The sequence below is a fragment of the Paraburkholderia phytofirmans PsJN genome (assembly GCF_000020125.1).
GTDB classification, from domain to species: domain Bacteria; phylum Pseudomonadota; class Gammaproteobacteria; order Burkholderiales; family Burkholderiaceae; genus Paraburkholderia; species Paraburkholderia phytofirmans.
In genome coordinates, this window is the sequence record NC_010681.1 from 3583331 (window position 1) to 3597117 (window position 13787).

Sequence of the window (13787 nt, forward strand, 5' to 3'; positions counted from 1 at the left end):
CGCACATCCCTATCTCGCTCCTGTTATGTCAAGGCTTTCCGGCCAGTGGCATGGATATCGCTAACTACTGATCAGACGGTCGAAGCCAGAGAGGTTCATCGCATCGGCAAGATGCGTCTCAGTGCGCGCAACCGCGACGCAACGCGATGCATGGCGATGGACGGCAAAACGATAACTAGGCAAGCGTGCGTCAGCGTTTGCCCATACACCGGCCAGGCAGCCGGGAAGATGACGATGCGTGATTGATCGACATCGGCAAGACAATTTCGGGGGGCGACGAGGCCCGCGTGCAGACAGGCCCACCGCTGCAGACTCAGCGTGAGAGATGGCGGCAGCGAGGTGTCGTCGTTCCCTCGGGAGAGACGTGATGAAGACCATAATATTCAATCAGTACTACTGCGGGGTGATTCGAAGTGCCGCGATCGTAGCGGGTGTCGTTGTGCTGGCGACTCAGGTCGCGTATCCGGCCTCGGCGGATGTGATCCCCAAATGGATCGTGCTCGCGGACGCGTCGCTGCCCGCCAGCGCAGTGCATGAAACAGCGCAGCTTGCACAGAGCGACAGCGCGGCGCCGGGTGATTTGGCGACCGGCGCGGCAGCCGGCGAACCGAGCTCAGCCGACGACGCCGCACTGGTCTTTCAACCGCGCGACTGCAGCCGCGCCAACGTTAGTGGATGCGCGCCTCACGGCGGCGGTAGCGGGAGTAACGGCGCAGCGAGTTCGGGCAATAGCGGCGCCGGTTCGAATAGCGGCGCAGGCAGCGCGGGGGGTTCGGGGAGCGGCAACTCCGGTGCAAGCGGAAGCGGCAAGGGGGGTGGTGGCAGCAGTGGTGGTGGCAGCAGTGGCGGCGGAAGCAGCGGCGGCGGAAGCAGCGGCGGCGGAAGCAGCGGTGGCGGAAGCAGCGGCGGTGGCAGCAGCGGCGGTGGCAGCAGCGGCGGTGGCAGCAGCGGCGGTGGCAGCGGCGGTGGCGGAAGCAGCGGTGGCGGAAGCAGCGGCGGGAGCGGCGGCTGCGGTTGCGGAGGCTCCAGCGGTGGCGGTGGCGCCGGCGCCGGTGGCGGTAAAGGTGGTGGCTTTGGCGGTGGTTTCGGCGGCGGTAAAGGTGGAGGTTTTGGCGGCGGCTTCGGTGGCGGTTTCGGCGGCGGCTTTGGCGGAGGCTTCGGCGGCGGTCACGGAGGCAAGGGTGGCGGCGGTAACGGTGGTGGCAATGGTGGAGGGAACGGGCACTAGCAATCGCCCGGTCTTCGGTTGGGGTGCCCCCGCATCCTGCCCGCGCCAGCGTCACATTCCGATTTACCGTCCGCTATCCGCCGGCATCGGCGGTGATGTCTCGATCCCCCGGTCGAGCGTCACCGCCCGAGACCGGTCGGTTCGAGCGATGCATATAAGCAGGCCGATAACCCGCGGTGGCGCGAATCTGGACCGCGCGTCAGGACCGCACACTCGAGCCGCGCACGCCGACGTGCCCGCAGGCGGCAAGAACTCGAACAATCGGCCGCCCGTGTGCGCGCGCCTGGAACCAAACCGACGCGATCGCCTCATATCAGATTCAACGTTCGATATGAGGGCACCACAACATGCAACGAAACGTCCTACCCTCCACGGCACGCGTGGCCACCGGTCTGTTGATCGCCGCCGCGCTCGGCCTTGCATCGCTCGCTAATGCGCAAACACCGGCTCAAACGCCCCAACCAGCACAGCCGCTCTCACCGACGCTGTCGCAAGCCGCCCCGCCGGTCGATCCCACCTTCTCCGCCTATTCGCTCGCGCAAACCTGCAAGCAGAAAACCGACAATGTCGCGCAAGGTCAATGCGTCGGCGCGATTCGCGGGATCATCCACGGCTATCAGTACGGCGTGCTGTTCCTCGGGCAGCGCAGCGCGTTGCCCGCCAATGAAACGCAGCGCGTGTCGCTGTGCCTGCGCAATGTGCAGGTGTCGTCGATCGTCGACGAATTCGTTGCGGACGCCGCGCAGGTCAACGAAGATTCGCTCAAGCACACGCCTGCAGAAGTCGCGGTGCTCGGCTCCGTTCACATGCACCACAGCTGCAACTGACAAAGCGCGCCGCGCTTACAGCATTTCGAGCGGCCGCTTGCCGCGCGGCGGTTTGAAGTGGGCGTCGATAGCGGCCAGTTCATCGGCGCCGAGTTGCAATTGCGACGCGCGATGGTTGTCGCGCACGTGCTCGACGCGCGCCGCCTTCGGAATCGCGCACACGCCGGGCTGGCGCAGCACCCACGCGAGCGCGATCTGAAACACCGAGACGCCGCGCGCGTCGGCGATATCGTCGAGCGGCGAGCGCCTGGGCAGGCGCGCGTGATCGACCGGGCTGTACGCCATGCCCGGCATCTTGCGCGCGGCGAGCCACGGCAGCAGATCGAACTCCGGCCCGCGGCGCGCCACGTTGTAGAGAATCTGATTGGTCGCGCAGGCATCGCCGCCCGGCGTGGCGACGAGTTCTTCCATGTCCTCGGTGTCGAAGTTGCTGACGCCCCAATGGCGGATCTTGCCCGCCCGGCGCAACGCTTCGAAACCCTCGACCGTTTCCGCGAGCGGCACCGAGCCGCGCCAGTGCAGCAGATAGAGATCGAGCTGATCGGTCTTCAGACGCTTGAGGCTCTGCTCGCAGGCCGCGATCACGCCGCGCCGGCTGGCGTTGTGCGGATACACCTTGCTGACCCGGAACACCTTGTCGCGCAATCCGGCCAGCGCTTCACCGAGTAGCGATTCGGTCGCGCCGTCGCCGTACATTTCCGCCGTATCGATCAGCGTCATGCCGAGCTCGATGCCGCAACGCAGCGCGTCGATCTCGGCGGCACGCCGCGCCGGCAGTTCTCCCATCTCCCAGGTGCCCTGCCCCAGTTTCGGAATGCGTTCGCCGTCGGGCAGGCTCACGCTTGCGATTTCGCTCGTCATGCTGACTCCTCGAAGTGGCTCAGTGGTCGGCAATGTCGCTGCGCAAGCGAATGCGCGGCGCGTGCCACGAAAATTCATAGCGACGAGTTTAGCCGTTCAACGGACATTCGATCGGACACCAGGCAAAAGCCCGCTATAACACAGCGCGCCGATGTCATAGAATTGCCGCTTGCCCTTCTTGCGTGAGCTCCATGACCTCTGCCTCGGAAGACCGCTGGCGCGACCTGCGCCCGGACCCGGAAAACGACACGCCGCTATATCTGCAACTGGCTCGCAAGCTTGGCGCGGCCATCCACGAGAACCGCTGGAACGCGGGCGAGGCGCTGCCTTCGGAGCGTGTGCTCTCCGAGGCGCTCGGCGTATCGCGCATCACGTCACGCAAGGCGATTGCCTTGCTGGTCGAGCAGGGTTTGATTCGACGCACCCAGGGCGCGGGCAGTTTCATCACACCACGCTACGAAGATCCGCTGTCGCGTCTGTCGAGCTTTAGCGAAATGCTGCGGCGGCGTGGATTCACGCCGAGTTCGAAGTGGCTGTCGCGCGAAATTTTGCCGGCTAATCGCGACGAGGTGATTCAGCTCGGTTTATCGCCGGCGGCGGCGGTGACGCGATTGCGCCGCTTGCGCATGGCCGACGGCATTGTAATGGCGGTCGAGAATTCCACCTTCCCCGCCGCAGTGATTCCCGATCCTCAGGCGATTGGCGATTCGCTCTACACGTACCTGGAGAATCGTGGACTGACGATTGTCCGCGCGTTGCAGCATTTTCGCGCGGTGAATGCGAGCGAGGAAATCGCGCAGCAAATGAGCATCGCGCCGAACGAGGCGTTGCTGTTGATCACGCGTGTGGGCTACACCGCCGATCAGCGCGCGATCGAGTTGACCGACACGTACTGCCGTAACGATTACTACGACTTCGTGGCGGAGTTGAGGAAGTAGCTGGCCGTTTGCACTGTGTGCACTTTGCGCGGCGCGTGCGTTCGTTATGTGTCGGCACACGCCTCGCCGCGAGCCAACTGACCTGAAGTCCTCACGCCCACTTAGCCTCATGGGCGCCTATTCGGGCCGGCGGCAGCGCGAAGTATGCAGGCGTCTCGTCCAGAACCTCAGCCGGCTGCACGCCTAGCACGCGTCCAAACTCCGACTCCACGGTCGTGAGGCAATCGCGCACATCGTCGAGCGTGACGTCGTGCGCTTGCCAGCCATCGGCGATCTGCCCTAGCGATTGCAACCACCGGCCGGTTTGCGCGAGCGAGACGCGGACATGCCAGCTTCCGCCTTCGGTAGCCCGCCGCGCCAATGCGACCATCGCGCCGAATGCCGCGAGATACCCGGTCGCATGATCCAGCGCCTGACAAGGCAAATGCTTGGGCTCGTTCCACCCCGCCGCCTGCCGCTCAGTGAAGGCAATCCCGCTCGCCGACTGCACCAGGCTATCGAACCCGCGTCGTTGTGCCCACGGCCCCTGATGCCCATAAGCCGACACTGAGACATAGACGATCCCCGGCCGCGCACGCGCCAGTTCCTCCGGACCGAAACCGCGCGCGGCCAGCGCTCCCGGGCGATAGGCCTGCAGAAATACATCGGCGTCGGCGGCGAGGCCGCGCAACACCTCACGCCCCGCCGCGTCGCGCAGATCGACAAGAGCCGAGCGCTTGCCACGCCCGTTGTCGATCACCAGAGGCGCGATGTTCGGCAGATGCGGCCCGTTGATCATCAGCACGTCGGCACCATGCTGCGCGAGCGCCCGCCCGGCCACTGGACCGGCAATGATGCGCGACAAATCCAGCACCCGCACGCCCGTCAGCGTCCGATCCGCGTCGGACGCACGCGGCGGCTCGGCCGGCGCGTCGCCGATGCGCTCGATCTCGAAGAGCGGCAAGCCCCTGATCGCTTTCGCCTGATCGAGCGCGGCCCACTCGTCGGGCGTGCGAATCAACGCCGCGCAGAGGCCGGCGTCAGCGAGGGTTTGATCGAGCGTCGCGCCGTCCCAGTTGCGAATCGCGGCGGCCACGGCAGCAGGATCGTTCTCGCAGCCGAGCACCTGCAATACGCCCCGAAGATGATGCGCGAAGTTCGTATGCAGTTGAATCCAGCGGCCATCGCGTGTCTCGTAGAAACCCGTGACCGGATCGCGCAAGGCGGGCGGCGGCCCATCGTCGACACGCAGATAGCGCTCGCTGCGAAACGAGGCCAGCGCGCGCCGCATCTCCACCGTCACGTGCTGCCGGTGCCCGGTGCGCAAACGCTGATATTCGGCCGCGGCAAGACCGGTCGCGGCGATGCTCGCCGAGGCCAGGCTGCCGACCCGGTAGACCGACGGCAAGCCCGGATCAGCGCCCGTCAGCGTCACGGAATGCAGCGCGGTCGGATCACATCCGGCCAGCGTCCAGATATGTTTGAGAGCGAGTTCAGGTGTCATGTCGTCCATAGCGAAACAGGAAGAAGTGAACCGAGTCTAGAATTCCGCCTCGTCGCAATCAATCTTGATTATGATAATCAATATATATTGATTTCTTCGGTTTCCGCACTTTTCCATGCCGACCCATGCCGACCTCCAACTCCCTGACCGCTGCTGAAGCCGCCGCCACGCTCGGCATCAGCTTGCCCACACTCTATGCTTATGTGAGCCGCGGCATGCTGAGCTCGTCGCCGGATGCGCAAGGCAAGCATCGTCTCTACGACGCCGGCGAAGTGCGGCGCCTCGCGCGCCGCAAGGAAGACGGCAAGCGCGCGGGCAAGGTCGCTCAAAAGGTGCTGGACTGGGGCGTGCCGGTGCTCGAATCGTCCATCACGCTGGTGGCCGATGGACGCTTGCTGTATCGCGGGCACGATGCGATGGAACTGGCGCAAAGCGCGTCGCTCGAGGACATCGCGGCGCTGCTGTGGGAATGCAGCACACGGCGCATTGCCGATGCGCCGGCCGTGCCGTTCGCCACCGCTCAATGGGCCGCGTGGCTCAAGCTGTGGGGCGACAGCACGCCGCTCGATCGCGCGCTCGTCCTGCTGCCGGCCGCAGCGGCGCAAATGCCGCGAGTGTGGGCACTCGGCCGCGATGCGCAACTCGACACGGCCTGCGCCGTCATGCGCCTGCTGGCCGCCGCGATGATCTCGGCGGCGTCGTCGAACGAGCCGCTGCATCGGCAACTGGCTTTAGCGTGGCACGTGCGTAACCGCCAGCAGGCTGGCTTGCTGCGCGCGGCGCTGGTGGCCTGCGCGGATCATGAGTTGAATGCCTCGACCTTCACGGTGCGTTGCATTACATCGACGGGGACGCATCTGTTCGGCGCGGTGGCGGGTGGTCTCGCCGCGTTGTCGGGCCCGCGTCACGGCGGCGAAACGGTGCGCATCGCCGCGCTGCTCGAAGAAGCCGCGCGCGCGCCCGATCTCGACCGCTATCTGGCTAATCGCCTCGCCCGCGTCGAACACGGCGCGCACGGGCCGGTGCTGTCGGGCTTCGGTCATCCGCTTTATCCGGACGGCGACCCGCGGGCGCGGCTGTTGTTAGCCATGCTCGCTGACTGCGCGCCGGCGCGTTCGCCTTTCGCCGAGGTGATGGGATTGGCGCGCACGGTGCGCGATACAACCGGCGCGGAGCCGACCGTGGACTTCGCGCTTGCCGCCATCGAGCGTGTGCTGGCGTTGCCGGCGGGCTCGGCCTTCACGCTGTTCGCGGTCGGCCGGGTGGTCGGCTGGATTGCGCACGCCATGGAACAGACGCGCGACGGCCGCTTGATCCGGCCGCGCGCGCGTTACATCGGTGAATATGAGGCTGCCGGGCCGGACTGAGCCGCCGCGGACCCGGCTCGATAGACCTCGCGAATCGTCAGGCTGCGCCGAGCCAGCGCGGCAGCCAGTTCAAGACCGGCGAGCCCGCCATCGGCTTCGTTGCGGTGCGCTCGGAGCCGCTTGCCAGCGCGAAGCGCGCGCCGGACTGACCCGCGCTGATCCACGCCACCGCCCGGCGCGGCAGTTCGATCGACTGGCCGGTCGCGAGCCAGTGATCCTCGCCGTCGCCCTCGATAGTCAGCCAGATCTCGCCAGAGATGACCTTGAAGATCGACGGACGCGCGACACGCCAGGCCGTCGCGGGCTCGTCATGTTCCAATTCGAAAATCCGGACTTCACGCATCGCGCTCTCCTTCAAAGAACTTTTCTGTTGTACCGATTATTGACGTGCGATGATCGGTTACCCATGCACAGTTCCGAACACTTCTATCGGAACTGTTCAGTTGAAAAACCGGACAGTTGACGCGGACAACGGATTCTTGGCCCAGAACTCGGGCGCATCAGGCCTGCGGTTCGGTGAAGGAGGATCGCCTTGAAACTCGAAATCCAGCTCGATCGGGACAACGGCGTGCCGCTGACCGAACAGATCGTCACCGGCGTCACGGCGTGGATCCGCTCGCGCATCGCCCACCCCGGCTCGAAGCTTCCGTCGATTCGCCAGTTTTCCGCCGACTACGGTGTGAGCCGCTTTCCGGTGATCGAGGCGTACGACCGGCTGGTGTCGCTCGGCTACGTCGACTCGCGCCACGGCTCCGGTTTTTATGTCGCCGATCGCCAACCGGCGGGCACGCAGTGCCAGGGCACTTCGGATCCGCGCCGCGCCGAGGACGAGTCGGACCATCTGTTGCAGCAGTTCAACCATCCGGGCGAGACGCTCAAGCTCGGCAGCGGCTTTATTCCTGAAGCGTGGCGCGACACGGACAGCATTGCGCAGGCAATCCGCCACGTGTCGCGCACCGATCTCGCGAGCATGGTCGATTACGCCACCCCGCTCGGCAACCTGACGTTGCGCGAACATCTGCAGAGCCGCATCGGCCAGTTGGGGATTCAGGCTGACACGTCGCAAATCCTCATCACCAACGGCGCAAGCCAGGCGCTCGATCTGCTGATGCGCTACATGCTCAAGGCAGGCGACACGATCTTTGTCGAAGACCCCGGTTACTACAACCTCCACGGTCTGCTGAAGCTGCACGGCGTGAAACTGGTCGGCATTCCGCGCACACGCAACGGTCCCGATCTGGACGTGATGCAGGAGCAGTTGAAGTCGCATCGGCCCAAGCTGCTGTTCATCAACACCGTGTTCCACAATCCGACGGGCACCAACGTGGCGCCGCCGGTGGCCTTCCGGCTACTGCAGCTCGCGCGCGAGCACGGCTTCTCGATCATCGAAGACGATATCTACGCCGATTTTCAGACCGACCTCACCGATCGGCTCGCCACGCTCGACCAGCTCGAACACGTGATCTACGTGGGCGGACTGTCGAAGACGTTGTCGTCGTCGCTGCGGATTGGCTGTGTGGTGGCGAGCCACGCGATCATCAAGGATCTGGTCGACATCAAGATGCTGACGAGCATCGGCGGCTCGCGTTTTGCCGAAGCGGTCGCCGTGGCGATGCTGGAGCGCGGCGCGTATCGCAAGTATCTGGAGCGTCTGCGTCGGCGTATGCGCGACGCGCTCGGCTCGACCATCCAAACGCTCGAAGACGCGGGCTGGGAAATTTTCGACAAGCCCGTGGGCGGAAAATTCGTGTGGGCTCGCGTGCCGCATGTCGCCAATGCGGAACGGCTGGTGGAGTGCGGCGTGCCGCTGGGGGTGACCGTCGTGCCGGGCAATCACTTCCGGCCGAATATGGAAGTGAGCCCGTGGACCCGAATTCATATCGCATTCGGTAACGACCCGCGTGCGCAGGCGTTCTTTCACGCGGCGGCGGCGCTGCCGGCGTCGGAGTGAGTTGAATGAGCGCCAGCCCGCGCTTTTCCCTAGAATAGCGAGTCCCAGCCCGTCCCTGCGCGCCTAGCCGCCCTCCATGTCCACGCCGACTCCGCCCGCCGCCGCTTCCACTACGTCCAGTCCACCTTCGCCCCGCTCGCTCACCGTGATGCCGTGGGTCGTCGCCACTGGCTTCTTCATGCAGACGCTCGACTCGACCATCGTCAACACCGCGCTCCCCGCGATGGCGACGAGCCTCGGCGAGTTGCCGTTGCGCATGCAATCAGTAGTGATCGCCTATTCGCTGACGATGGCCGTCATGATCCCGGTGTCCGGCTGGCTCGCCGACAAGCTCGGCACACGCCGCGTGTTCTTCAGCGCGATCCTCGTGTTCGCGATCGCCTCGTTGCTGTGCGCGAACGCGCATACGCTGAATCAGCTGGTGGCCTTCCGCATCATGCAGGGCGTGGGCGGGGCAATGCTGCTGCCGGTGGGACGGCTCGCCGTGCTGCGTACCTTTCCGGCCGAACGCTATTTGCCCGCGCTCTCGTTTGTGGCGATCCCGGGTCTCATCGGCCCGCTGATCGGCCCCACGCTCGGCGGCTGGCTCGTGAAGATCGCCTCGTGGCACTGGATCTTTCTGATCAACGTGCCGGTCGGGATCGTGGGTTGCATTGCCACGCTCATCTTCATGCCGGATAGCCGGAACGAACATGTCGGCAAATTCGACATGAAAGGCTACCTGTTGCTGATTGTCGGCATGGTGGCGATTTCGTTCGCGCTCGACGGGCGTACCGAGTTCGGCATCCAGCACGCCACGGTTCTGGTGCTGCTGATCCTGAGCCTCGCCTGCTTTGTCGCCTATGGTTTGCACGCCGTGCGCGAGCCCTCGCCGATTTTCTCGCTCGACCTCTTCAAGATCCATACCTTCAGCGTCGGCCTGCTCGGCAATCTGTTCGCGCGGATCGGCAGCGGCGCGATGCCCTATCTGATTCCGCTGCTGTTGCAGGTGAGTCTCGGCTATAGCGCCTTCGAAGCCGGCATGATGATGCTGCCGGTGGCGGCTGCGGGCATGGCGTCCAAACGCCTTGTGACGCACCTGATCATCAAGCACAGCTATCGACGCGTACTGATCGTCAACACGGTGCTGGTCGGCCTGACCATGGCGAGCTTCGCGCTTACCACCGCCAACCAGCCGCTGTGGCTGCGCCTCGTGCAACTGGCGTTCTTTGGCGGCGTCAACTCGATCCAGTTCACCGCGATGAACACGTTGACGCTCAAGGACCTGGGCACGGGCGGCGCGAGCAGCGGCAACAGCCTGTTTTCGCTGGTCCAGATGCTGTCGATGAGTCTCGGCGTGACCGTTGCCGGCGCTCTGCTCGCGACCTTCACCGGCCTGCTGCCGCGCGTGACGGCCGCCAACTCGCTGCCCGCGTTCCACGCGACGTTTCTGTGTGTCGGCATTATCACGGCAGGCTCCTCGTGGATCTTCGCGCAACTGTCGCCGGACATCCGCACGCCCGCGAAGAAGACCGATCCGTCCGAACGAACCTGATGCGCGGCCGGCTGACAGCCGGACCCGCGGCCGACCCGCAACGGGGCGCGGGCCGCACCAGCAAAGTGCGGACCGTCGTCTTCACGCCCGTACTGGCGCACAATCGTCTTATCTGTGTGTGACCATCGGCCATGCGTGCTGTGTTTCCGCACGCGCATAGTTCTTGCTCCCGTATCCTGTAAACTCACATTTTGCGCGTGCGAACCAGTGCCGAGCATGCAGGCGCGCAGCCACCTCCACACGACTGACATGATGAGCATGATCGACCTCGATCCTCCCGGCTTCCAGCCGCCGCGCCCAATGGCCGGCGACGAAGGCTCCCGGCGCACCGTTCTGTACGGCGGCTACACCGTTTTCAGCGTGTTCCAGCCAGTTTTCTCCGTATCGCACCGGCGCGCGATCGGTTATCACGCGTCGCTGCGCGCCCACGATGAACACGCGCTGCAAGTGCCGTCCCACGAGGTTTTCACGCAAGCCGCGCGACGCGGCGACCTGCTCGAACTCGGACGGCTCGCCGAATCGCTGCATCTCGGCAACTTCAACGCGTTCGACAGTCACGACGAATGGCTCTTCCTGAGTCTGCACCCCGCCGCGCTGATGGACACCAGTTACGGCGACGCGCTGCTCGCAGGCCTTAAGGCGCTCGGCCTGCCGCCGCAGCGCGTGGTGCTCGAAGTGTCCGAACAGGCGGGCGGCGAAACGACGCGCTTTGCCGAAATCGTCGACGCGTTGCGTAAGTCCGGCTTCCTGATCGCGCTCGACGGCTTTGGCGCGAAACATTCGAACATTGACCGCGTGTGGAATCTGCGGCCGGACATCGTCACGCTCGACCGCTGCATTCTCGCGCAAGCCAGCGAGCATTCGCACATTGAGCGTGTGTTGCCGGGCCTCGTCTCGCTGCTGCACGAGTCCGGCCAGCTGGTGCTGATGGGCGGCCTGAGCACCGAACGCGATGCACTGATCGCGCTCGAATGCAACGTGGACTTCGTGCAAGGCGCCTTCTTCGCGGGCCCGAGCGTCGAACCGGTCAAGCCGCAAGCGGCGGCCGGTTTGATGGACTCGCTCTCCGCGGCGCTGCGCGAACGGGTCACCGCGCGTGAACACGCACAATCGGCGCGGCTCGCACCGTATGTCACGGCCCTCGAAACGGCTGCCGCACAACTGGTGGCCGGCGAGTCCGTTGCGCAAGCCACTGCGCCGCTCCTGATGCTCGGCGAGACGGCACGCTGCTTCGTGCTCGACGGCTCGGGCCGGCAGATCGGCGACAACGTGCTCCCGCCGGGGCGCGCCTCGCAACGCGCCAAGCGTTTCCGCCCGCTTCTGCATTCGGAAGGCGCCAGTTGGGAACGCCGGCCGTACTTTATTCAGGCGATGCGCACGCCCGGCCACGTGCATCTCACCCCGCCTTATCTGTCCATCAACGAAGCGCATCTGTGCGTGACTGCCTCGATCGCCGCGCACACACCGACGGGCACGCAAGTGCTATGCGTAGACATCAACTGGGAAGTCGCCGCCCACCGCAACTGAGCTCATAGCGCGCTGCTGGATCCGCGCAAGCAGTTGCCTGACCGCCGCACGGCCCAGCATGCTGTTGGTGGCCTGCAGACGCGCCGTGCTCGTCACCACGCGCATGGAGACGATCTTCGTCGAGCCATCTCCCAAGTTGTTCGTGGAGACGTCGAGCACCCCGACGACGTCTCCCTCGAAGAGCAAGGCGATACACAATGTGCCCGCCACCGACACTGTCTCCGCGTTGCTCGCGTGCTCGACGAGCGACGTTACCGCGTCCATCCACCCTGCCGCCGCCGGTTCGCACCTGCTCACAGCTGCGCACACAGGCGCGTCGCTGACCACTTCTGGCGCGTCACTGAAGAGCTGCAATAGACCGACCCGATCTTGCGCCTCCAGCACCGTGCGCAAGCGCTCCACGATCCGCGCATGCGCGGCGGGATCCGGCGGCTCGATCGGCGCACCCGCGCGTTGCACGCGCGCCTTGGCCCGATGGACGATCTGCCGGCAGGCCGCCGGCGTTCGCTCCAGTATGGCGGCGATTTCCGCGTAGTCGCAATCAAAGGCTTCGTGCAGCACGAACGCGGCCCGTTCGTCCGGCTTCAGGCGCTCGAGCAGCAGCATCACGCCATAGGACATCTCCGCCGCGCGCAAGGCCAGTTCTTCCGCCGATGGCGCCACCTCGTCGAGCCACAACTCCGGCAACCAGCCGGCGGCCTGCGAGGCGCGTTCGCGCTGCACACGCCGTAACCTGTCGATCGCCACCCGCGTGGTGATCGTGGTGAGCCAGGCGGCGGGTACCTGCAGTTCCTGCGTGTCCGCGAGGTGCCATTTCAATCCCACGTCCTGCACCACGTCTTCCGCTTCGGCGCGGCTGCCGAGCATCCGGTACGCCAGCGCAAGCAGGCGTGCGCGCGCGGCCTCGAAGCTGGATGCCTTGTCGATTCCTTGTTCCGTCATATGTAGACCTCCAGATCGTGCGTGGTGAAAAGCGCGCTGCCCTGCCTGCGAAGTGAACTGGGCGCACCGACATCCTGATTCTTTTTGTCTTGACGGCTGGGCATCCGACGATGTGACAGCTCCGCAAAAAAATATTTCTGTCACGTCGCGCTTCGTCGCGTCGTCATAGGGACAACAACCCGCGCAAAGAATGCGCAGGTTCCGGATCGGCGAAGGCACGGTCAGAGGCGTCGTGCCATGAGGCCATGCGCTCCGCTCAAACCGCGGTCACCCAGGCCGCATACGCGAGGTCAATATGCATTCCAACTATCCAAACATTACGGGCCTCGGCCTCGTGCCCACCGTGATCGAGCAGTCGGGCCGCGGCGAGCGCGCCTACGACATCTATTCGCGTTTGCTGCGCGAGCGCATCGTGTTCCTGGTCGGGCCCGTGAACGAGCAATCGGCCAGTCTGATTGTCGCGCAGTTGCTGTTTCTCGAGTCCGAGAATCCCGACAAGGATATTTGTTTTTACATCAATTCGCCGGGCGGTTCGGTGTATGACGGCCTCGCGATCTACGACACCATGCAGTTCATCAAACCGGAGGTGTCGACTCTGTGCACCGGCTTTGCCGCAAGCATGGGCACCTTTCTGCTGACCGCGGGTCAGCGTGGCAAACGGTATGCGCTGCCCAACGCGCGCATCATGATTCACCAGCCGTCAGGCGGCAGCCAGGGCACGGCGGCGGACGTCGAGATTCAGGCGAAGGAGGTGCTCTATTTGCGAGAGCGGCTGAACGCCATGATGGCGGAGCGCACCGGGCGCAGCATCGAGGCAATCGCTCGCGACACCGACCGCGACAATTTCATGTCAGCGCAGTCCGCGAAGACGTACGGTCTCGTCGACGAGGTGCTGGAGACACGCGCTGCGCTGAATGTCGCGCCGTATCACATGGATAAGTAGCGCGGTGGGCCGCATGGTGAACTCACTGCTAACCAACGCCGTAGGGCTGCGATCCTGAAACTGCTCAGGCACGGTGTCGACCGGCCTGAAAAACCTTGGAGAACGTCACAAGAAGCGCGCGCCGTCGCGGTTTCGTGCGGTGCGCATCGGTGCGCCCTGAACACAAAAGCTGATCACCTCCGCTGG

The 13787-nt window shown here is 65.0% G+C and carries 12 protein-coding genes; 8 read left to right on the plus strand and 4 right to left on the minus strand.

The window, feature by feature from the left end; translation table 11 throughout:
• Positions 1-367 precede the first annotated feature (367 nt).
• On the plus strand, positions 368-1228 hold the full coding sequence (locus tag BPHYT_RS38705) for a hypothetical protein (RefSeq protein ID WP_012434142.1): 861 nt from the start codon (positions 368-370) through the stop codon (positions 1226-1228).
• A 347-nt stretch (positions 1229-1575) separates the two neighbouring features.
• A complete protein-coding gene (locus BPHYT_RS15790; RefSeq protein WP_012434143.1) occupies positions 1576-2055 on the plus strand; it encodes a Rap1a/Tai family immunity protein in 480 nt (159 codons plus the stop codon).
• A 15-nt stretch (positions 2056-2070) separates the two neighbouring features.
• Here BPHYT_RS15790 and BPHYT_RS15795 read toward each other — a convergent pair whose 3' ends face one another.
• Positions 2071-2916 (minus strand): aldo/keto reductase, encoded by an 846-nt coding sequence (locus BPHYT_RS15795; protein WP_012434144.1) that lies wholly within the window; start codon positions 2914-2916, stop codon positions 2071-2073.
• Between the two features lie 191 nt (positions 2917-3107).
• On the opposite strand from BPHYT_RS15795, the gene BPHYT_RS15800 reads away from it, so the two are divergent.
• Positions 3108-3854: a GntR family transcriptional regulator gene (locus BPHYT_RS15800; RefSeq protein ID WP_012434145.1), complete on the plus strand. Its 747-nt coding sequence runs from the start codon at positions 3108-3110 to the stop codon at positions 3852-3854.
• 91 nt (positions 3855-3945) lie between these two features.
• Here BPHYT_RS15800 and BPHYT_RS15805 read toward each other — a convergent pair whose 3' ends face one another.
• The gene (locus BPHYT_RS15805) at positions 3946-5337 is read right to left on the minus strand and encodes a CoA transferase (RefSeq protein ID WP_041759030.1); all 1392 of its coding nucleotides are present in this window, start codon (positions 5335-5337) and stop codon (positions 3946-3948) included.
• A gap of 125 nt (positions 5338-5462) precedes the next feature.
• Here BPHYT_RS15805 and BPHYT_RS15810 point away from each other — a divergent pair, with 125 nt between their 5' ends.
• A complete protein-coding gene (locus tag BPHYT_RS15810; RefSeq protein ID WP_012434147.1) occupies positions 5463-6704 on the plus strand; it encodes a citrate/2-methylcitrate synthase in 1242 nt (413 codons plus the stop codon).
• A 37-nt stretch (positions 6705-6741) separates the two neighbouring features.
• Here BPHYT_RS15810 and BPHYT_RS15815 read toward each other — a convergent pair whose 3' ends face one another.
• Positions 6742-7047 (minus strand): DUF2917 domain-containing protein, encoded by a 306-nt coding sequence (locus BPHYT_RS15815; RefSeq protein ID WP_012434148.1) that lies wholly within the window; start codon positions 7045-7047, stop codon positions 6742-6744.
• Between the two features lie 189 nt (positions 7048-7236).
• On the opposite strand from BPHYT_RS15815, the gene BPHYT_RS15820 reads away from it, so the two are divergent.
• The 3 genes from BPHYT_RS15820 (at position 7237) to BPHYT_RS15830 (ending at position 11716) form a co-directional block, all read left to right on the plus strand.
• On the plus strand, positions 7237-8655 hold the full coding sequence (locus BPHYT_RS15820; RefSeq protein WP_012434149.1) for an aminotransferase-like domain-containing protein: 1419 nt from the start codon (positions 7237-7239) through the stop codon (positions 8653-8655).
• A 148-nt stretch (positions 8656-8803) separates the two neighbouring features.
• Entirely contained in the window at positions 8804-10189 is a 1386-nt protein-coding gene (gene mdtD, locus BPHYT_RS15825; protein ID WP_238535660.1) for a multidrug transporter subunit MdtD, read from the plus strand.
• A gap of 252 nt (positions 10190-10441) precedes the next feature.
• The gene (locus tag BPHYT_RS15830) at positions 10442-11716 is read left to right on the plus strand and encodes an EAL domain-containing protein (RefSeq protein WP_041759031.1); all 1275 of its coding nucleotides are present in this window, start codon (positions 10442-10444) and stop codon (positions 11714-11716) included.
• On the opposite strand, the gene BPHYT_RS15835 is transcribed toward BPHYT_RS15830, so the two are convergent.
• Positions 11672-12658, minus strand: coding sequence for a sigma-70 family RNA polymerase sigma factor (locus BPHYT_RS15835; protein ID WP_012434152.1), 987 nt, complete (start codon positions 12656-12658; stop codon positions 11672-11674). The genes BPHYT_RS15830 and BPHYT_RS15835 overlap by 45 nt on opposite strands.
• 295 nt (positions 12659-12953) lie before the next feature.
• Here BPHYT_RS15835 and clpP point away from each other — a divergent pair, with 295 nt between their 5' ends.
• Entirely contained in the window at positions 12954-13601 is a 648-nt protein-coding gene (gene clpP, locus BPHYT_RS15840; protein WP_012434153.1) for an ATP-dependent Clp endopeptidase proteolytic subunit ClpP, read from the plus strand.
• The last annotated feature ends 186 nt before the right edge of the window (positions 13602-13787 follow it).